This window comes from Paraburkholderia sp. Cpub6, assembly GCF_014201065.1.
Classification (GTDB): Bacteria; Pseudomonadota; Gammaproteobacteria; order Burkholderiales; family Burkholderiaceae; genus Paraburkholderia; species Paraburkholderia tuberum.
This window is the reverse complement of the sequence record NZ_JACHDM010000039.1, coordinates 1-19,756: the sequence shown is the minus strand read 5'-3', so window position 1 is coordinate 19,756 and position 19,756 is coordinate 1. Positions and strand designations below refer to the sequence as shown.

General features: G+C 61.0%; 17 protein-coding genes and 4 pseudogenes. 13 read left to right on the top strand and 8 right to left on the bottom strand.

Annotation, left to right across the window (positions count from 1 at the left end):
• Positions 1-64 precede the first annotated feature (64 nt).
• The 10 genes and pseudogenes from doeA to HDG33_RS37855 all read left to right on the top strand — a co-directional run bounded on the left by doeA (position 65) and on the right by HDG33_RS37855 (position 6,068).
• Entirely contained in the window at positions 65-1,285 is a 1,221-nt protein-coding gene (gene doeA / locus HDG33_RS34235; protein ID WP_184040046.1) for an ectoine hydrolase DoeA, read from the top strand.
• A 65-nt stretch (positions 1,286-1,350) separates the two neighbouring features.
• Positions 1,351-2,442 (top strand): alcohol dehydrogenase family protein, encoded by a 1,092-nt coding sequence (locus HDG33_RS34230; protein ID WP_184040043.1) that lies wholly within the window; start codon positions 1,351-1,353, stop codon positions 2,440-2,442.
• Positions 2,443-2,635: 193 nt separating this feature from the next.
• Positions 2,636-2,860: pseudogene (locus HDG33_RS34225) on the top strand (hypothetical protein); the annotation flags it as partial.
• A gap of 134 nt (positions 2,861-2,994) precedes the next feature.
• Positions 2,995-3,498 (top strand): DUF4123 domain-containing protein, encoded by a 504-nt coding sequence (locus tag HDG33_RS34220; protein WP_184040040.1) that lies wholly within the window; start codon positions 2,995-2,997, stop codon positions 3,496-3,498.
• On the top strand, positions 3,485-3,829 hold the full coding sequence (locus tag HDG33_RS34215; protein ID WP_184040037.1) for a hypothetical protein: 345 nt from the start codon (positions 3,485-3,487) through the stop codon (positions 3,827-3,829). Before HDG33_RS34220 ends, HDG33_RS34215 begins: the two co-directional genes overlap by 14 nt.
• Complete coding sequence (locus HDG33_RS34210) at positions 3,829-4,452, top strand: restriction endonuclease fold toxin 5 domain-containing protein (RefSeq protein ID WP_260330683.1); 624 nt, start codon at positions 3,829-3,831, stop codon at positions 4,450-4,452. Before HDG33_RS34215 ends, HDG33_RS34210 begins: the two co-directional genes overlap by 1 nt.
• 7 nt (positions 4,453-4,459) lie before the next feature.
• Complete coding sequence (locus tag HDG33_RS34205; RefSeq protein WP_184040034.1) at positions 4,460-5,191, top strand: immunity 52 family protein; 732 nt, start codon at positions 4,460-4,462, stop codon at positions 5,189-5,191.
• 136 nt (positions 5,192-5,327) lie between these two features.
• On the top strand, positions 5,328-5,603 hold the full coding sequence (locus HDG33_RS34200) for a hypothetical protein (RefSeq protein ID WP_184040030.1): 276 nt from the start codon (positions 5,328-5,330) through the stop codon (positions 5,601-5,603).
• A complete protein-coding gene (locus tag HDG33_RS34195; protein ID WP_184040027.1) occupies positions 5,603-5,848 on the top strand; it encodes a hypothetical protein in 246 nt (81 codons plus the stop codon). Before HDG33_RS34200 ends, HDG33_RS34195 begins: the two co-directional genes overlap by 1 nt.
• Positions 5,849-6,068, top strand: a pseudogene (locus HDG33_RS37855) (hypothetical protein). It abuts the gene before it with no gap.
• A gap of 58 nt (positions 6,069-6,126) precedes the next feature.
• On the opposite strand, the gene HDG33_RS34190 reads toward HDG33_RS37855, so the two are convergent.
• From HDG33_RS34190 to HDG33_RS34160, 7 genes are all read right to left on the bottom strand, one after another.
• Positions 6,127-7,524, bottom strand: a complete 1,398-nt coding sequence (locus HDG33_RS34190; RefSeq protein WP_184040024.1) for an aspartate aminotransferase family protein — start codon at positions 7,522-7,524, stop codon at positions 6,127-6,129.
• A gap of 44 nt (positions 7,525-7,568) precedes the next feature.
• Positions 7,569-9,092 carry an NAD-dependent succinate-semialdehyde dehydrogenase gene (locus HDG33_RS34185; RefSeq protein ID WP_184040021.1) on the bottom strand — a complete coding sequence of 508 codons (1,524 nt, stop codon included), beginning with the start codon at positions 9,090-9,092 and terminating at the stop codon, positions 7,569-7,571.
• Between the two features lie 166 nt (positions 9,093-9,258).
• Complete coding sequence (locus tag HDG33_RS34180) at positions 9,259-9,750, bottom strand: Lrp/AsnC family transcriptional regulator (protein WP_184040018.1); 492 nt, start codon at positions 9,748-9,750, stop codon at positions 9,259-9,261.
• A gap of 7 nt (positions 9,751-9,757) precedes the next feature.
• The gene (gene doeB / locus HDG33_RS34175) at positions 9,758-10,795 is read right to left on the bottom strand and encodes a N(2)-acetyl-L-2,4-diaminobutanoate deacetylase DoeB (protein ID WP_184040015.1); all 1,038 of its coding nucleotides are present in this window, start codon (positions 10,793-10,795) and stop codon (positions 9,758-9,760) included.
• A gap of 53 nt (positions 10,796-10,848) precedes the next feature.
• Positions 10,849-11,853, bottom strand: coding sequence for a cyclodeaminase (locus HDG33_RS34170; RefSeq protein WP_184040012.1), 1,005 nt, complete (start codon positions 11,851-11,853; stop codon positions 10,849-10,851).
• On the bottom strand, positions 11,850-12,881 hold the full coding sequence (eutB, locus tag HDG33_RS34165; RefSeq protein WP_184040009.1) for a hydroxyectoine utilization dehydratase EutB: 1,032 nt from the start codon (positions 12,879-12,881) through the stop codon (positions 11,850-11,852). The genes HDG33_RS34170 and eutB overlap by 4 nt, the downstream gene beginning before the upstream one ends.
• A gap of 181 nt (positions 12,882-13,062) precedes the next feature.
• Complete coding sequence (locus HDG33_RS34160) at positions 13,063-14,460, bottom strand: PLP-dependent aminotransferase family protein (RefSeq protein ID WP_184040007.1); 1,398 nt, start codon at positions 14,458-14,460, stop codon at positions 13,063-13,065.
• Positions 14,461-15,135: 675 nt separating this feature from the next.
• Here HDG33_RS34160 and HDG33_RS34155 point away from each other — a divergent pair.
• From HDG33_RS34155 to HDG33_RS34145, 3 genes and pseudogenes are all read left to right on the top strand, one after another.
• Entirely contained in the window at positions 15,136-16,935 is a 1,800-nt protein-coding gene (locus HDG33_RS34155; RefSeq protein ID WP_184040004.1) for a PQQ-binding-like beta-propeller repeat protein, read from the top strand.
• Positions 16,936-17,312: 377 nt separating this feature from the next.
• Positions 17,313-17,654: pseudogene (locus HDG33_RS34150) on the top strand (alpha/beta fold hydrolase); the annotation flags it as partial.
• 440 nt (positions 17,655-18,094) lie between these two features.
• Positions 18,095-19,261, top strand: a complete 1,167-nt coding sequence (locus HDG33_RS34145) for a hypothetical protein (RefSeq protein WP_184040001.1) — start codon at positions 18,095-18,097, stop codon at positions 19,259-19,261.
• A gap of 121 nt (positions 19,262-19,382) precedes the next feature.
• On the opposite strand, the pseudogene HDG33_RS34140 reads toward HDG33_RS34145, so the two are convergent.
• Positions 19,383-19,601, bottom strand: a pseudogene (locus HDG33_RS34140) (IS5/IS1182 family transposase); the annotation flags it as partial.
• Positions 19,602-19,756: the final 155 nt, after the last annotated feature.

The following is a 19,756-nucleotide window of genomic DNA, read 5'->3' as shown; positions in this document are numbered from 1 at the left end:
CGCCCCGTTCACTTGCACCGGGCGCCACTTTCCGCAACGACGTCACGCTCAGAGAGAGGGGAAGATGTCAGATACGACGCAACACGAATCGCGAATCGCGGCGCCCGTCGTGCGCCTGCCGTTCGAACGCGACGAGTACGCCGCGCGTCTTGCCAAGACGCGCAAGGCCATGCAAGCGGCCGGCATCGAACTATTGATCGTGTCGGACCCGACCAATATTGCCTGGCTCACCGGCTATGACGGCTGGTCGTTTTACGTGCATCAGTGCGTGCTGCTCGCGCTGGATGGCGAGCCGGTCTGGTTCGGGCGCGGTCAGGACGCGAACGGTGCCAAGCGCACCGTCTTTATGCAGCACGATCAGATCGTCGGCTATCCGGATCATTACGTGCAATCCACCGCGCGTCATCCGATGGACTACCTCGCGCGCGACGTGATCGCCGCACGCGGCTGGGCCAACGCGAAGATCGGCGTCGAAATGGACAACTACTATTTCAGCGCCGCCGCTTATCGCTCGCTCGTCGCGCATCTGCCGGACGCGAAATGGCAGGACGCAACCGGCCTCGTCAACTGGCAACGCGCGGTCAAATCCGCGCGCGAGATCGAGTACATGCGCGTGGCCGCGCGCATCGTCGAGAAGATGCACGCGCACATCGTCGAGCGAATCGAGCCGGGCATGCGCAAGAACGACCTCGTCGCGGAGATCTACTCCGCAGGCATTACCGGCATCGACGGTTATGGCGGCGACTATCCGGCGATCGTGCCGCTGCTGCCGACCGGCGCCGACGCAGCCGCGCCGCATTTGACCTGGGACGACACGCCGTTTGCGAAGGACGCCGGCACGTTCTTCGAAATTGCCGGCTGCTTCAAGCGTTATCACTGCCCGCAGTCGCGCACCGTGTACCTCGGCAAGCCGCCGAAGCATTTCATCGAGGGCGAGCGTGCGGTGGTCGAAGGGATCGAGGCCGGGCTCGCCGCGGCGAAACCCGGCAATACCTGCGAGGACATCGCCAATGCATTTTTCGCGGTGCTGCATAAATACGGCATCGAGAAGAACAGCCGCTGCGGCTATCCGATCGGCGCGAGCTATCCGCCGGACTGGGGCGAGCGCACGATGAGCCTGCGCCCTGGGGACAAGACCGTCCTCGAACCCGGCATGACGTTTCACTTCATGCCGGGCCTGTGGCTCGACGACTGGGGCCTAGAAATCACCGAGAGCATTCTGATTACGCGGACCGGCGTCGAGCCCTTTTGCAGGACGCCACGCAAGCTGTTCGTCAAACCGTGATTGCGCGGGCGTCGTGCCCGCGTGAACTCGCTAAGCACGACGCCCGTATCAACGAAAGGGGAAACATGCTTCCGAAAACGATGAAGGCCGTCGTGCTGACCGCGCACCGTGGCCTCGACAAACCGGTCTATCGCGACGACGTGCCGGTGCCCTCGTGCGCGGCTGGCGAGGTACTGATCGACGTCACCGCATGCGGTCTCAACAATACCGACGTGTGGGTCCGCCAGGGCGCCTACGGCACCGACGACGATCCGCAAGCGGTGTCGACGTGGCGACGCGGCCGCTCGACGCTGACGTTTCCGCGCATTCAGGGCGCGGATATCGTCGGACGCGTGGTCGCGGTGGGTCGCGGCGTCAGCGACGCGCGTATCGGCGAGCGAGTGATCGTCGACGCGTCGATCTACAACCGCGACGACGACAGCCTCGCCGATATCGACTACATCGGCCACGGCCGCGACGGCGGCTACGCCGAATACACGGCCGTGCCCGCGGAAAACGCGCATCGGGTCGACTGCACCTATTCCGACGCCGAACTCGCTACGTTCTGGTGCGCTTATCACACCGGCGAGCAGATGATCGAACGCGCGGCCGTCAAGCGCGGCGAAGCGGTGCTGATTACCGGCGCGTCCGGCGGCGTCGGCTCGGCCATCATCCAGCTGTGCCGCGCGCGCGGCGCGATTCCGTATGCGGTGGTCAGCAAGGGTAAGGAAGAGGCCGTGCTAGCGCTCGGCGCGCAAGGGGTGATGCTGCGCGACAGCGGCGATTTCGTCGGGGACGTCGAACGGATGACCGAGGGGCGGGCCGTCGATGTAGTCGCCGATCTTGTCGGCGGGGCGCTGTTCGGCAAGCTGTTGAACGTGTTGCGGCCTGAGGGACGATATACGACCGCGGGCGCGATCGCGGGGCCGGTCGTGCAGCTCGATCTGCGCACGATGTATCTGAAGCAGTTGCAGTTGAATGGATCGTCGCAGGGCACGCGTGGCGCGTTCAAACGCGTGCTCGACTATATTCAGAACGGTACGATCCGGCCGGTTCTGGCGGCGACTTATCCGCTGTCGAAGTTTCACGACGCGCAGACGCGGTTCATGGAGAAGCGCTTTGTGGGGAATATCGTTGTGATTCCGGATCGGCATTATGGCGAGGAGGCCGCGGATTAGTTTTCGGTAACTCCCGGTGCAATCGGAACATGCGAGCCCGCCCAGCAAGGCGGGCTTTTTTTTTCGCGCTTGGCAAGTACTGGAATTGTGAAAACCTGTCAAAGCGGCTTTATCTCAATTTAAAACCGTTGACCTTGTCGTGATTTTGATGGTTAATTCCTCGACTGTGTTCTGAACAATCAGCAGAGGTCAAATGGAACAACGGAAACAGGATGAAACCGGGGACAAGGAAGAGTGCCAGCTTTGCCGCATCACCTATTCAATCTACTCAAACTTCCCGACAATGCCGTCGGCAATGGCGCTGAACGCCGAAACCGGCGAGTGATTTCCGTTCGATAGTCTGAAGTCCTGTGCAACCGGTTACGAGATGGCCGAAGCCCTGGGTTACGCATGGGCATGCGATTGTCGCGGACGCGCCCCTGATGCCGTGCAGAAAAAAGGCCCGATATCGCTCGACGGCGCAACGCCCCGGTCGGTGCTTCCGCAGTCGTCCATCTGTCTCGAATGCATGATCCACGCTGCCGGGCAAGGCGCGATGACCCTGGAGCGCTGATGATCCCCGCCTCGGTCAATGAACAGCTTCGCAAGAACGGGGAACGGCACTTCAGTGGCCACGTGCTGGCGCTGGTGGACGGTATCCAGTACCAGCAGCATACCGGCCAGCAACTGATGCCCGAAAACGATAGGACGGTTTCGCTGTTCGCGGGCACGAGCGACATGGCACTCGCACACGCGGGGCCGTGGCTGTTTGATCCGAAGACGACGCCCGATCATCTTGCGGAGCTGCGCGAACTCGAACAGGCCCGCCCTGGCGTGATCTGGCTGATCACCTCAGAGACCCTGGAAAGGCAGGCCGCAAAGCTGCGCCCACACCTGAGTATCCGAATACCGGACGGACGATCCGCCCTGCTGCGCTTCTGGGACCCCAGGGTGTTGCATGCGCTCAATGTGGTATGCCACGGTAAGAGCGAGCGCGAGCTTTTCAGGTCTGCCGACGCGTGGCACTACCTCAACGAAGGACGACGGTTCACCATCAACGACAATGGAATTTACTGAAGGACAATGGGCGCTTCTGAAAGACTACGAAGACCGTAACTATGTGGACTTTATCCGTGGTCATATCGTGCGAGACTATCCCGCGCTGGCCAATGATCCGACCTTGCGCGACCAGCTTAATGCGGCCTTCGCGCAAACCAAGGTACTCCGCTTTACGCGTGACGTGCCGATAGTCGATTTCCTGTATGCGGAAGCCACCACGCCGGGGTTTTACTCGCTTCCGGCGGTCACGGCATGGCTGCACAAATCAGGCGTTCCGGCTGAACAGCAATTCGAAATGCTGCTACAGGCGACGGGTAAAAGACAACAGGAAATGAAGGAGAAACGCTGATGGGTATTCCATTCCCGGCGACGCTCGCACGCGCAGCAAACGCAATGGCGCAGGCAATGCCTATGCCTGTTCCGGTCCCCACCACCGGACCGTCTGCTGGTCCTGCGGGCAGCAGCGGCACTGGCGCGGGTGCAGACGGCGGATGGGGCGAACTGCCGCGTGACCGGAGCCGCGAACGAGAAAGACCGTGCAAGTGCCCGCCTGAAAAGAGCGGTGAAAAAGTGCGGCGAAACCACAATATGAATCCCAAGCCGCGACGTTACCAGGCCCGCATAACAGCGTTTGAGTATGGGATAGTCGCGGACGGAAATGGCAAGGAGACCAGCCAGGGCTGGAGCATGGAGTGGAGTTGGCTCGGCACAGACTTCGATGGGTTTCAGCCCTCCCAATGTCTCTTGCAGGAAGCCAAGGGGAACTATGACCAATTTATCGGAGGGAATGATAAGCCAAAGCCGTTTTTCGCGGGCTTCAAGAAAATGGCGGACCAGATAATAGACCAAGGGGCTAAAGTGCGCGCCAATCCTCCGGCAAGGCTAATGTGGTATTTCCAGACCCCAAAGACGAGGCAATATATGCTTTCAACGCTTCGGATCGCCGGAGTGCCGTCTGTCAATCAACCTTGATTTAATCATGAATCTATTCGCACAACATCGTGATAGCGGCGCCGTTTCCTCTTCGGCCTTTGAATTTCACATTCGCCGGCTGCGACTTCTTGTTGATTTAATCTCACAAAAAGACAGCACCTTGGCTAATTGGTATATTCAAGCTGATACGATCGTGGAGGCGTTGCAGTGCAACGTCTACGAGAACAATGAGCCATCTAAGGCCGCGATTCTCGCATTGTCCAATGAATACAAAAATGTAAGTCAGAGCGCGACAAAATCGATCGGAATTTGGAATGGCACCGAATCAGAGGAAGAAGGAGCCACCGCTTACGTTTCGTTCGATGGCGGGGGGGAAATTTCCCAAATGATTGATCTGGAGATGAGTGAGAAAAATTGTCGCTCATCTAGATTGGGCGATTACAAATCCGTTGCTGAAGTTATAGCGAGAACGGTAGGAATTTATGAGTCGCTTTATGTGACGTTTGGACCGCGTAAGTACGCTACTGAAGCTGTTTTCGACGACCGCCCAGGCGTAAGCTGGATGCTCTACCTGCCGCACGTTCTCACGCTGGCCCAGGTGCCAGAAGCGCGCGCCCTGATTCAGGTCGTGCGCGACGGAGGACAACAAGGCACGATCATCGTCAGCGTGACGGATGAAGTCTTTGACGTGAACAACCGGGAGCATGTCAAGGCGGCAAACGATATCGAAATCCGCCTCGCCGATCAGAACCTGTTGCCGCGTTTCGTTGATCTCTGAGTCCGGCTTGCTACCCCGATGGTTTCCGCAGGATCGGCTTCGGTCGTATTCGACCGGTTACGCAATGGCCAAAGCCCTGGGTTACGCATGGGCGTGCGATTGTCGCGGGCGCGCGCAACAAGCGGACGACGTTAGCATGGCACGCTCGCAATATGGCAGCAGCCCGCCCATACCGCAGAATCTGGGCAATGCCCAGTCGTTCGAGTATTCTGACACTTCGACAGGCGGAGATGTGACGATCCTTGGTGCACGCGGTGTGAGCGAACGACAAGAGATCGAGTGCGAGATGGAATATGAGCGCAATGTGATCGCGTGCAAGATGCTGTCAAAAACATACGGCGGCGATTTGAGAACTCGCTTTGCGTGCGAGCAACGTGCTTTTGAAACATACAACCAGTGCAGAGGCTATTGATGGTCCGAGACCTTGCTGTCGTCTTTATCTACGACGACGACACGAATACGCTCAAAATGAGCAACGTGTCGCGTCGTGCTATTCAATCAACCCTGGATCGGGCGATGTTCCTCGATATTCCGGAAGCACCGGAAACTCCATTGGATGACGAATCGGCCCGCAAGCTTGGAGCGCTGGCACTTCGATGTCTAGGCGAAGCGCATCCGGATCTGGCCGCGCGACTGAATCTTTCAGCGCCAAAGTAGCTGTTCTTGCGATCTCAGGTCGCGCTATTTTTCGGCCTTTTCGTTCTGTCGATCCATTATGTCCACCCATACACCTATCCGTGGACGGAAAGCGAGGCGCTCGCATGGTGGCGTGCTTCGGATTCTATATTTCGTAGTGTGGGTGACTATTGAATTGATCGTGGCAGAGCTTGCCTATGTGGCCATCATGAAGCTATGGCGGCACTACCGCACGAAGTAAATAAAAACCCCGACCGCATGACATGACAGCGGCCGAGGCTCTCCTTCACCTCACGTGATCAAAGCGAAGCAGCCGGCGCAAAAACCTGCGACGCCACCTCATCCACCGCCTCGCGCGTCAGCTTCACGATCTCGTCCACGTCGCCGCGCGACGTCACCAGCGGCGGCGCGAAGCCGAGAATGTCGCCGTGGGGCATCGCCCGCGCGATCAGTCCGCGCTGCATCGCGGCAGCCGACACACGCGGCCCGACCTTCAGCGCCGCATCGAACGGCGTGCGGACATCCTTGTCGGCCATGAACTCCAGCGCGGCCAGCATGCCCACGCCGCGCACTTCGCCAACGAGCGGATGCGAGTCGAACGCCGCCTGCAATTGCTCCAGCAGATAAGCGCCGGTTTGCGCCGCATTCTGCGTGAGGTTCTCGCGTTCGAGAATATCGAGGTTGGCGAGCGCCGCCGCCGCGCAGATCGGATGGCCCGAATAGGTCCAGCCATGCCCCAACGCACCCGATTCCTGCGATGCCTTATCGATCACGTCCCAGACGCCTTCGCTGACGATCACGCCGGACAGCGGCGCGTAAGCACTCGTCAAACCCTTCGCGACAGTGATCAGATCGGGTTGAATGCCGTAGTGCTGCGCACCCATCTTCGAGCCGAGCCGGCCGAAACCGCACACCACTTCGTCGCAGATCAACAGGATGTCGTGCTTCTTCAGCACCTGCTGGATCGCGGGCCAGTAACCGGCCGGCGGCGGTACGATGCCGCCCGTGCCCATCACCGGTTCGCCGATGAAGGCCGCGATCGTATCGGCGCCTTCGCGCGCGATCAGTTTTTCGAGTTCGTCGACACAGTACGCGACGAACTGCGTTTCGTTCATGCCGGCCGGCGCGCGACGATACCAGTGCGGGCACACGGTATGCTTGACGCGCTCGATCGGCAGATCGAAGAACTGGTGGAAGCTCGGCAATCCCGTGAGACTGCCGGTGACGATGCCCGAGCCGTGATAGCCGCGCTCGCGCGAAATGATCTTCTTCTTGTTCGGGCGGCCCTTCACATTGTTGTAGTACCAGACGAGCTTGATCTGCGTTTCGTTCGCGTCCGAACCGGACATGCCGTAGTACACCTTCTTCATACCCTGCGGCGACCAGTCGATGATGCGCGACGACAGCTCGATGATCGTATCGGTGGAATGGCCGACATACGTGTGGTAATACGCGAGCTTCTTTGCCTGCTCGTAAATCGCTTCGGCCACTTCGGTGCGGCCATAGCCGATGTTCACGCAGTAAAGACCGGCAAATGCATCGATAAAAGACCTGCCTTGATGGTCTTCGATACGGATGCCTTTCGCGCCGGTCACGATCCGGCCCGGCAGCGCGCCGCTCGCGTGATCGTGCGCGTGCGTCGACGGATGCATGAAGTGCGCGCGATCGGCGCTCAGCAGTTGATCGAATTGAGTCATGGGTCGCTCCTTCGTGTGATGTCTGGATGAATGAATCGGTAGGTTCAAGCCGTTGCGTCCGTCGCCATCGCATGTGCAGCGGCACGAGCGGGGACGCTGTCGCTGACCGGCAAGCCAAGCTGGCCAAGGCAGAAATAACGTGTCTCGACGAACGGCTCGAAGCCTTCGACGCCGCCTTCGCGTCCAAGCCCCGACGACTTGATGCCGCCGAACGGAATCGGTGCGCCGGTGAATTTCGCGCCGTTGATGGACACCATCGCGAAGTCGAGTCGGCGGATCAGTTGAAACACGGTGTTCAGATCTTTCGCGCACACGTAGGCGGCGAGTCCATACTCGGTGTCGTTTGCGCGTTCGACCACTTCGTCGAGCGAATCGAACGGCGTGACCGCGGAGATCGGCGCGAAATTTTCTTCGTCGTAAATGCGCATGCCGGGCGCCGCATCGGCGACCACGGTCGGCTCGAAGAACCAGCCGCCGCGCTCGTGCGCCGCGCCGCCTACCGTGACGCGCGCACCCTTCTCACGCGCGTCGGCGACGCGCAGCACGGTCGTGTCGAACGCGGCCTGGTGCATCAGCGGGCCGACGTCCACGTTCGGGTCGAATGCGCCGCCCACTTTCAACGCCTTCACGGCATCGCTATATCGCGCGACGAACGCTTCATACAACGAACGCGCGACGAAGATCCGGTTCGCCGCGCAGCAGTCCTGGCCCGAGGTCTGGAACTTCGCCGCGACCGCGACGCGCACGGCGTGTTCGAGGTCCGCATCTTCGGTCACGATGAAAGGCGCGTTGCCGCCCAGTTCGAGTGCGGTCTTCTTGATGCCTGCCCGTGCGGCCGTTTGCATCACTAGCGCGCCGACACGCGTCGAGCCGGTGAAGCTGACCGAGCGCACGCGGCTATCTGAAACCAGCGTTTCCATCGCCATTTGCGGCTCGCCGAGCACGACGTTGAACACGCCGGCCGGAAAGCCCGCTTCTTCGGCGAGTTGCGCGAGCGCGAGCGCGGAGAACGGCGTCTCGTGTGCGGGCTTCGCGACCACCGTGCAACCGGCGGCGAGCGCGGCGGCGGCCTTGCGGGTGAGCATCGCGCACGGGAAATTCCATGGCGTGATCAGCGCGGCCACGCCGACCGGCTCGATGATCGTGCCCAGATGAGCGCCATCGATATGCGTCGGAATCGTGCGCCCATTCAGGCGCCGCACCTCATGCGCGAACCATTCGACGAAGCTCGCGCCATACGCAATTTCGCCGCGCGCTTCAGCAAGCGGCTTGCCCTGTTCGAGCGACAGAATCGCGGCGAGATCCTGCTGATGACGCAGAATCAGTTCATGCCAGCGCAACAGCAACGCCGAACGTTTGGCGACCGGCACCCAGCGCCACGTGTCGAACGCGCGCTGCGCGGCATCGACCGCGGCGGTGATCTGCGCCGCGTCGAGCATCGGCACATGGCCGAGCACTTCCTGATTCGCGGGATTCTGCACCGCGACGCTCGCGGCGCTCGCGCTATGAACCCAGCGTCCATCCACGTAGCACAGCGATTTGAATAAGACCGGATGACCCAGCAACATGACGACCTCCTGTGTGCGATGTCTGCTATCACTGTAGGTCCGGCGGCACTGCGGTTTTTTTTGTTGTCGCTTGTCGAAGGCTACGTTTTTTCTGCAATTCGCCACATGGTTATCGTTTTTTCGGGTGGGGCTTTTCGTCGTACGTCGACCGCAAGTAGCGCGCCACTCAGCCGTTCTCGCCAAACGATTGTTCCGCCCATTCGGGCAAGCCTTCGGCCCCGCTTTTCACCACCTTCGTGACGATATAGGAGAAGTACTTTTCGATGCCCAATTCGTCGGTGAGCAACGTATCGATGAAGCGCTGATAGTGGTCGATATCGCGCGACAGCACCTGCATCACATAGTCGACACCGCCACCCGTCGCGAGGCATTGCACGACTTCGGGCGCGGCCACGATGCGCTCCTCGAAGCGCCTCATGTCCGGCGCCGTATGACGCGCGAGCGTGACCTCGACCACCACGCGGCTGCCTTTGAACGCGCGCACCCAATCGATATCCGCGCGATACCCGCGAATCACGCCCTCTTCTTCGAGGCGCTTCACGCGCTCCCATGCCGGCGAAATCGACAGATTGATTTCTTCGGCGAGGCGCGACTTCGTGATGCGTCCATCGCTCGCGAGAATGCGCAAAATCGCGAGATCGTAGCGGTCGAATTTCATCGCGCGTTCAGACCGTTACCGGTATGCCTCGTTCGAGCACGTCGGCGACCACCGCAACCGTGTCGCCGCTCTGCACGAGCCCCGGAAAATGCCGCGCGGCCAGCATGCCGCCGCGTCGCGCGCAATATTCGATCGGCGCGGCGCCGGTGCGCTTCGCGTCGTAAATCCGCGCGATCACCTCGCCGCCGTCGACCATGTCGCCGAGGTCCTTGCACAGTTCGAGCAGGCCGTCGTGCTCGCTCGTCGTGTAGCAGGTGCTGTCGGGCATATCGAGCAGCGTCGTCGTGCGCGGCGCGCTCGCCCTTGAGTGACCCATTGCTTCGTCTTGCCTGATGATTCCCGCATGTTGCAGAAAGCCGCGCACACCACGCTCCGTAATCGTCACGCTGTGCACGGTCGCCGTGCCGCCACCCCCGAGTTCGGTCGACACGAACACCTTGCCCGCTTCCTCGACGGCCGTGTCGTAAAGGCCGACGCTATCGAGTTCGAGCATCCGCATCGAGTACGGCGCGCCGAATGCGCGCATCGCTGCCTCGCAGCGCGCCTGCTGCGTCGCGTCGGGCAGCACGTGAATCGCGGCGAACGGCACGAAGTCGAGCGTGCGGCCACCCGCGTGCAGATCGAGCACATAGTCGGCGAGCGGCAGCAGATAGCGCTGAAAATAATCGGCGATCTTCTCGGTCACGGTGCCGTCCGGCTTGCCCGGAAAGCTGCGATTCAGATTGCCGCGATCGATCGGCGACGTGCGCGTGCCCGCGCGAAACGCCGGAAAATTCATGAACGGCACGATGATCACGCGCCCGCGTACGTCACTCGCCTTCAACGTGGCGGCGAGCTTCGACAGCGCAATCGGCCCTTCGTATTCGTCACCGTGATTGCCGCCCGTTAGCAGCGCGGTCTGTCCCTCGCCGTTGCGGATCACGGTGATGGGGATCATCTCCGCGCCCCATGCGGAGACGTCGTGCGAATGAGGCAGCTTCAGGAAACCATGCTGTTCGCCGTCGGCGTTGAAATCGACCGTCGGTTGAATCGGGGATGCCCGCATCTGTGCTACTCCTTCGTGAGCCGCTTGCGCGGCGTATTGCCGTTCATCGCGTGTCATTTAAGCGGCGCGTCGTTGCCAAATGTGGTTCCCGCCTTCGCGGCGCGCGCGCGCTGCAATGCGAGCGCGGCGATAGCGGTGTCCTGCGCGCCGGTTCCGGTCAGATCGCAGATCGTCACGTCGGCGTCGCTCGTGCGGCCCGCGGCCTGTTTCGCGATCACCTGGCCCAATTCGACGATCGCCGCATCGTCACGCATCGTGCCCGCGGCGAGCGCGTGATGCAGTTCGCCGAGCACGCGCGTTTGCTGCGCGCGGTCGCACACGTAGCGCGCCGCCGCCAGCGCGGCCGGCGCGATTTCGTTCTTGTGCTCGGCGTCGGAACCCATCGCGGTGATGTGCAGGCCCGGATGCAGATCGGCGGCTTCGATCAGCGGCGTGCGGCTCGGCGTGGTGGTAATCGCGACGTCCGCTTCGGCGAGCGCGTCACGAACGCTGGCCGCGACATCGCATCGCACGCCGGGCGTGTCGTTCACTTCCGCGGAGAAACGCAGCGCGCTCGCCGCGTCGCGCGCCCAGACGCGTACGTGTTCGACGCGGCGCACCAACATCAAGGCGCGCAGTTGCAGATGCGCCTGCTCGCCCGCGCCGATCACCGCGACCTGCGGCGTGTGCGCTTTCGCGAGCCAGCGCGCCGCGACCGCGCCGGCGGCCGCCGTGCGTATCGCGGTCAGATAGCCGTTGTCGAGCAGCACCGCTTCGGTCAGCCCGGTCTTCGCCGACAACACCAGCATCAGACCATTCAGGCTCGGCAGACCGAGCGACGGGTTGTCGAAGAAGCCTGGACTGACCTTGATCGCGAAGCTGTCGAGGCGCGGCAGCCACGCGGTCTTCACGTCGACTTCGCCGTTGTGCGCGGGCAGATCGAGCCGCAGGATAGGCGGCATCGCGACCGCCTCGGTCGCGAGCGCGACAAAGGCGGCTTCGATCTGATCGATGGCCGCGAGATCGAGCGGCACGAGTTTGCGAAGCTCGGCTTCGCCAAGGAGCGTGATCGAGGTCATGATGCGGTGTGTGAGTTCGGTGACGGCGCGGCTTCCGAGGTTCCGGTGCCGATGATCCGCCGATGCAGATTCATATCGATGTTCGCGCCCGTCACGACGAGCACGAGCGGCCCACGCGCGATGCGTTCAGCGGGCAGCGCGTGATCGAGCACCGCGGCAATCCCCACCGCCGCCGCGCCTTCGACGACGAGCCGTTCCTGCCGATACGCATGCGCGATGCCGCGCGCGATCGACGCCTCGTCGAGCAGCACGGTCTCGTCGATCAGATCGCGCGTCAGCGCATACGTATAGCGGTTTTCGAGTCCGATGCCACCGCCGAGCGAATCGGCGAGCGTGTCGACTTCCTCGACCAGCACCGGCTGACCGGCGGCGAGACTCGCATGCATCGCGGCGCCGCGCGCCATCGTGACGCCTGTCAAGCCAATCGTGGGATTGGTGCTTTTCGCCGCGAGCGCGACGCCGGCAAACAGCCCGCCGCCCGACAACGGCACGACGATGTTCGCGACATCGGGCAAGGCCTCGACGATTTCGAGTCCGATCGTGCCCTGTCCGGCGATCACGCGCGGATCGTCGAATGGCGGCACGTACGCATAGCCTTCTTCGCGCGCGAGCCGCAATGCTTCGTGCTCGGCCTCGTCCTGACTTTGGCCGGTAATGCGCACGTGCGCGCCGAGCGCCCGTACCGCGTCGACCTTGTTGGCGGGCACGAGGCGCGACAGACACACGGTCGCGTCCATACCGAGCGCGCGCGCCGCATGCGCGAGCGCGCGGCCATGATTGCCGGTCGATGCGGTCACCACGCGAGTGCAGCCCTGCTCGGCCAACTGCGCGAGCGCATTGGTCGCGCCGCGCAGCTTGAAGCTGCCGGTCGGCTGCACGGTTTCGAGCTTCAGATAAACCGGCGTGCCCGCGTGCGCCGACAGGCTCAGCGATTCGACGAGCGGCGTTCGGCATACGCGAGCGTCGATACGGCTGCGCGCGCGGTAAATGTCGGCTAACGAAAGATTGGCTAACGATGGAACGGACATGCACCAGGCCCTGCATCAAAGAGGTCGATTCGCTATTCGATGCGGGCACGGCTATTGCAGATAAACGCAGTGACTCGCGACCGCATCGCTTTCCATGCAGCCCAGTCTAGTGTTCTAAAAAAGGATTTTTATTGTCCTAGTTCATTTCGGTCAGCGTTACGCAATTCGCGCACCGGCGCGATCAGGTGAAATCGTGCACCTGCGGGTACTGCTCGAACACGTCGCGCATCGTTTCGAGCGCGGCTTTATAGGCGTCTTCGCTGACCTCGGCGCCGACGCAAACCCGCACCGCGTTGGGCCGGTCGGCGCCGCGCACGAGAAACGGATCGGGCGACGTGACTGCGATGTCGCGGTTGCGCAGTTCGCGCACCAGCCGATCGGTGCGCCAGTGATCGGGCACCCGCAGCCACGCCGATAGCGCCTGCGGATGCGCGCCCAGGACATATTTACCGAGCGTCTGCTGCAATTGCGATTGACGCCGCCCGAGCCGCTCGCGCTGAATTTCGACGAGCCGCGCGGCCGTGCCGTCGACGACCCAGCGCGTGGCGATCTCGGCCATCGGCGGCGTCGCCATCCAACTGCTCACGCGCAGCACGCTCTCGGCGCGCAGCGCGAGCCGGCGCGGCGTCGTCATATAACCGATGCGCAACCCGGCCATCACCGACTTCGTAAAACTCGTGCAGTAGAACGAAAGATCCGGAATCAGGCTCGAAATGGGCGTGGAATGTTTGGCCGGCAACGGCCCGTACACGTCGTCCTCGATCACGTATACGCCATAGCGTTCGGCGATTTTCGCAATCGCGCGACGCCGCGAATCGGGCATCAACGCGACGGTCGGATTGTTCAGCGTCGGTGTGCAGACGAGCGCCGAGATGCGCTCGCTGTCGCACATCTCCTCGAAATGCTCGGGGTGAATGCCGTACTCGTCGATCTCGAGGCCCTTCAGCGTGAAGCCGAGCACGTTGGCCGAACCTATCACGCCGTGATCCGTCAGGCTTTCGCACAGCACGGTGTCGCCCGGCCCCACCAGCGAAGCGAGCGCGAGAAAAATGCCGTGGGCGGCCCCGTTCGTGACGAGCAGCGTATCGGCCGAAGCCGGCATGCCGAGCGACGCGAGCCATGCAATACCCGCCTGGCGATGATGCTCGAAGCCCGCGATCGGCCGGAACGCGCGAATCCACGGCTGATCGTCGAGCGTCGACAGCGTCGCGCAGACCTTGCGCCACATCGCGTCATGCTCGGACGTGTGAATGATGCGCGCGATCGAAAAGTCGACCACCGAACGCTCGGCCGTATCGAGCATGTAGCTCGACATCGTTTCGGTGACGCGAGCCGCGACGAAGCTGCCGCGCCCGACCTGGCAGCGGATCAGGCCTTGCCGCTCCAGTTCCTTGTACGCGTTGGTCACGGTTTGCACGCTGATCGCGAGTTCGGCGGCGACGTCGCGCTGCGGCGGCAGGCGCGCGCCCGGCGGCAGCGACGTGTTCTCGATGTCGCCGGCAATCGCCTTGACCAGCCGCTTGTATTTCGATTCCACGCCGTGCACCGCGCGCACGGCCTCGCGCCACTGCTCGATCACCGCTGCTCCTCCGTTGTGGCGGGCGCTGGCTCCATATGGAGTCGCGTCGTCTTGCTCGATCTCCATAGTGAGGCCAAAACGGGGCGGAAAAATATTGTCCTAGAGCAATTCGCGGAAAATTCCGCTGATAGGAGTGCTTCGAAGTGATTCCCCGCGTCCCGCGTTGAGCGGAGTCGATCCCGCCTGACATGCTTTCCGTCGAGACAGCGTTCGCAACACGCCTACTTACATTTCCTGAGCATTCGCCATTCGCGAATATGCGCCAAACTCGATCTTCGAAGCCAATATGAAAGAAAGCCTCACTATCGTTTAGGTATGAGCAAGACGCGAGGTTGCGATGAGAAGGCCAGCGAGTCGTGTCGCACTCGGAATGAAAAGCTGCACTCTTTTTATTGTCGAGTGCCCGCAACGGTATTTTGTTCCGATCGGCGTCGCGCATGGGTCCGTTGCAATGCCTGACGTTTCGATGCATCAGGACGGCACTGCAAGGGTGGTGACATGACCCCGCGTGGACGCGCCGGGAGATGTTGCACGCAACCGCTCTAGCCGTGGCGGCGGCGGTATAATTCTTTGTCCGCCAGATCGTAGTCCCTAGCGGACATTTCTTGCGCTCGATTTTTGATGGCCTAGGATTAACCTCACGTTTTGCTAGCAATATTTCCAAGAGGTGGCTACATGAATAACGCACACAACGTTATCGACGCTTCTCGACTCGTTGCAGCTTTGATCCTCGCCGGCATGGCGGCCTCGGGCGCACAAGCGCAAAGTTCGAACGCGGCACCGGCTGCGGCATCCGCGCCGGGTCTTGCAATAGCCGCTCAGGCGTCGTCAAACGCACTGAACCCATTCCCTCATGGCACGCACCCGTCTGGCGTCGGACCGAAAGTGCCGCCAGCCTTCGCCCTCGATGGATCGGACGTAGACAAACAGAACGGCGGAGACAAGATCAATCCGGATAAATTCCGCGACGATACCGGGCCGGCGGTGGATACGCCGTACCAAGCTCCCGAAGCAGCGACTAAAGCTACATTGAGCCGGACACCAGGGGCCGTCGCCGCGCCAACCTTTACGACGACCGACTGGCCGACGTATGGCATGAACAGGCAGCGGACTGGGTATAACTCAGTCGAGACGGTGCTCACCGAGACCAACGTGACGGAGAGGACGTTGAAAGAGCACTGGAAGTCACCTATCTTGGACGGTGCCATCCTGACTCAGCCGGTACTGGCTACCGGGGTGACAATCAAAGGGGTGCCAACCGATATCGTCTATGTTGCGACAGAGGGGAACACTACATGGGCACTGAATGCCGCGACAGGGGAGGTCATTTGGCAAAGCGCCCCTATCCCTCAAGCTATCTTGACGTCGAACTGCACCGGGCTGTTCCAAGGCAAGATCGGGGTGCAGGGCACGCCCGTCATCGACCATGCCAACAACCGGATTTTCGTTGTGAGCGGGCGAGGCTACCTGCATGCGTACGACCTCCAGACCGGCGTGGATCTCCCGGGCTTCAACCTGCCACTTCTAGACGCAGCCAACGCTTCTCCAAGAACGATGGTCTATGGCGGCTTGACGCTCAGTCCCGATAGTTCGTCGATATACGTGGCGACAGCCGGCGACCCCTGCGATACGGAGCCGTACCATGGACAGGTCGTCCGCGCGTCCACCACCAACCCAGCTGCGATTCTGCAACGCTGGTACCCAGACGGCGCAAGCGGGCCAGACGGGGGCGGTATATGGGGTGCGGGAGGCGTATCGATTCCGCCTGATGGGACGGTCGTCTATGCACTCACGGGCAACGCATTCGCCAATCCGGAAAATGCCGCGTTCGCGGAGCACGTCGTGAAGCTCACGCCGACCCTGGCGGTAGCCGCGTCGAACTCGCCGCTTTCTCCGCCCAGCACGGACTCCGACTTCGGCGCTACAGCATTGCTCTTCCAGCGTCCCACCTGCCCGACGATGCTCGCGGCCTACAACAAGTCCGGCAACCTCTTCATTTATAACCGAGCCACTATTCAGCAGCAGGGCCCCATTGAAAAGTTGACGATTTCCCTCAGTTCAGTCGAGGGCAGCAACATAGGCCTTCCTGTATTCGACCCGGTGCTAAATCGGCTTTACGTCGTGTCCCCTGGCGGTTCGGGGAGCAACAACTTATACAAACACGGGGTCATTGCACTGTCGATCGACAGCAACTGTACTGTGAACCCCAAACCCGTGTGGCAGGCGCAAGTCGGCTTGAACAGATCCTCGTTCAACCCGGCTATCCCGCCCGTCGCCGCAAATGGTGTGGTGTATTACGCAGACGGTTTGGGCAACGACTTTTACGCATTGGATGCAGCGGACGGGACCATACTCTTCCACCGCCAATACACGCCAGTTCAAACCGGCGAGGGTAACTTCGCGTCGCCGATGGTCGTGAACGGGCAAGTCTTCGTCGCTGGTAGCGACCACGTGGTTCATGCCTATGGCCTCTGACTGCTAAATTCGTTAGGAATACGGTACCTTTTTCGCAAGAGTAACCACTCTGCCCTTATTGCGCGCAGTGATTCGCAGTATCGCGCCGCTGCGCGCGTCCTGCGGACACATCGCAATTCGATGTCGTCGACGCAGGCATTGCCGCGAGCGCTTCACGACATCGCGAATCTTTTTTAATAGTTGACAGCAGCGCGTTCCTTCGCGCTCGGGTCCTTTATTCACAGTGCCCTGACATCGAGTTCGACGAGCCTATCGTCTTAGCTCACTTTGTGGCTGCCATGAAAATGGAAGAAATATTTCGATGTACGAATAACAGCGTCGCAGATTTGACTGCACTCCTTAAAAATCAGATTGAAAAGATAATTTTTCCAACCGATACCGGTGGGACCAGCACGTTCGTTCCCCAGCCGACAGAAGGGATCAAGCTACTGAATTTCGTTTATCGAGAGCCCACGCTGGAAAACGTCAAACGCATGATGAATGTGTTTGTTTATGATCCTTCGGCACTGACAGATGACCTGCTGCAACAGCGTGTCAATAACTTGCAAGCCAACAAGCACCACGTCGAAAACTGGGTGGCGAGTATGGCAGCAAACCCCAGGCAGTTCACAGACTACCAACTGCGACTGTCGGAGATCAAGGCGCCGACACTGATCGTCTGGGGTAGAGAAGATCGATTTTTGCCCTTTGACATCGGGTTGCGTCTGCTATCCGGATTGCAGGAGGGGTCGCCGGCCCGAAGCGTGGGTAGCATCACGGGTAGGAGGCGGTCGGGAACGGTTGAGGTGGCACATGGCGACGCTTTCCGGGCGGCAGTCGGCGTTTGCTGCCATCTGCCATGATGGTTTGGCGGATTTTAGCGCACTGAAATGTCCGATAATTCATAAAACGTCCTCCCCGCAGTTGATTGGCTTAGAACAGCGACGCGCTATGGAATACGGCTTCACTTCATCTTCGCTTGTACTATGATGAACCGGTGTGTTCCGTCCTGTCTCTTGAGTAGTCGCGATCGGTGCTGCGACCGGAGGCACGGTTATTAGCATCGGCACCGTTGGTGTTGGCATATTCGTGATGCACGTGATGCCAGGTTCGGTGCCTTCCGATATTCGCATGTATGTTCCTTGGGCAATGTGCTCGTCGCTACCTACGAAGGAGTAGCATGACTGCATCCGGTTCTAACGTGGCATCGAGGCGAGTCGCCATTCTGGTCCTGCTCTGTCGCGACTACGCAGCGCTCGAACTCACCCTCGCCAGTCACATGGCGTACCGGCCAACAGGCGTCGAGTTCATCCTGCTTCAGAACTGCCGGGGCGGCTATGACGCGGAACGCACGCTTGCCGTCGCGCGGCGCTACGCAAGACTTTTTCCGGGCATCGTTCGGGTCGTCGACGACATTCCGCCTGGCCCACCCTATCGCACGATCAAAAAACTACTCTCGCAACCGGCGCTCGCCGAAATCGACTTGATCTGCAAGGTGGACGACGACGCGTTCCCGATCGCCGGCGAGTGGCTCGACAAGATGCTCGCCACGTACGACGCGGCGGAAAATGAAAGCGCGAACGAGCTTGCCTACGTCACCCCGCTGATCAACAACAACAACTGGGGCTTCCCTGAGGTGATGCGTGTGATGAACCTGGAGCGCGAGTACTTCACGAGCCAGGCGCATCCCCATTTCGTCGGAGCCGACGGGGACCAGCGCTTTCCGATGCGAATCATCCCTGCGGAGCAGATCGAGATCGGCACCAATGGCACGATATGGGGCTATCCGCACATCGCGCGCTGGCTGCATGAACGGACCACGCTTCAGCCTGATGCTTTCATCGCTGCCACGCGGGACCTCGAACCTTGCGAAGTGCCGTCAGAATCGCGCTATTCGATCGGCTGCATTCTTTTTCGCAAGCGGTTATGGGACATGATCGACGACGGTGGGCTCGATGACGAGCACATGATGCATGTCTACTGTGCGCGGAACCGGTTGCGAATCGTCTGTGCGCGCAGCGTGCCATTCGTGCACATCGCGTACTTCTCCCAGCGCGAGGAGAACCGCGACATCGTCGATGCCGCTCGCGCGCTTTACGACGCGAGGCTTGGCCATCCCTTCCCGATTGCACTCTACGCGGACCGTGAACGCGATATCGAAGCACGGCTGCGCTGGCTCGAAGATCACCCGCCGCAGGCCACCAAGGGGACGCTTGAAGCGTCGAAGCGTGTGAGCCGCGCGATCTATCGGCGAGTGGGCGCGCTGTGGAAAAACGGTTGCCGAGCGTGGTATGTCGTGACTGGCAAGCGCGATGCGACGAGCGGCCGACGCTCTCCGTCGCCATGACGATGCGCAAGATCCATCCCCGGATCTTCTGTTGCTTCGTGAGAAGCCTCAATAGCCGCTGACCCTGCGAAATGCGCCATCTGGCACATAACGCAGAGCGCGCTGCTATCTATCGAATCGAGTAGTGTTGCACGAAGTGGATCCGCAGCATGCGCTCCAGACCAATTGGCGGGCGGCCATTGCCGCGCTTCGGATAATGCGGCTCGATCACCGCGCATAACTGCGGCCATGGCACGATCGCATTCATCGTGTCGAGAAACTCGTCGCGCCGCGTGCGTTTGCGGTGCGTCTCGAAACCCGCTCCTTGATCGGCTGCCATCGCCAGCGTCTGCTGCTTCATCCTGTTTCGCCTTCCTCGTTCAATCCGGGTTATAACGCTTGAGGTGCCGGATCGGTGGACTTACTAACTAGTGCATAAATAAGCGAACATAAATCGACGCCATGGTCTAAGCTTTAAGGGGCTTAGGGAGAGGCGAGATGCGCGAGGACGACGGC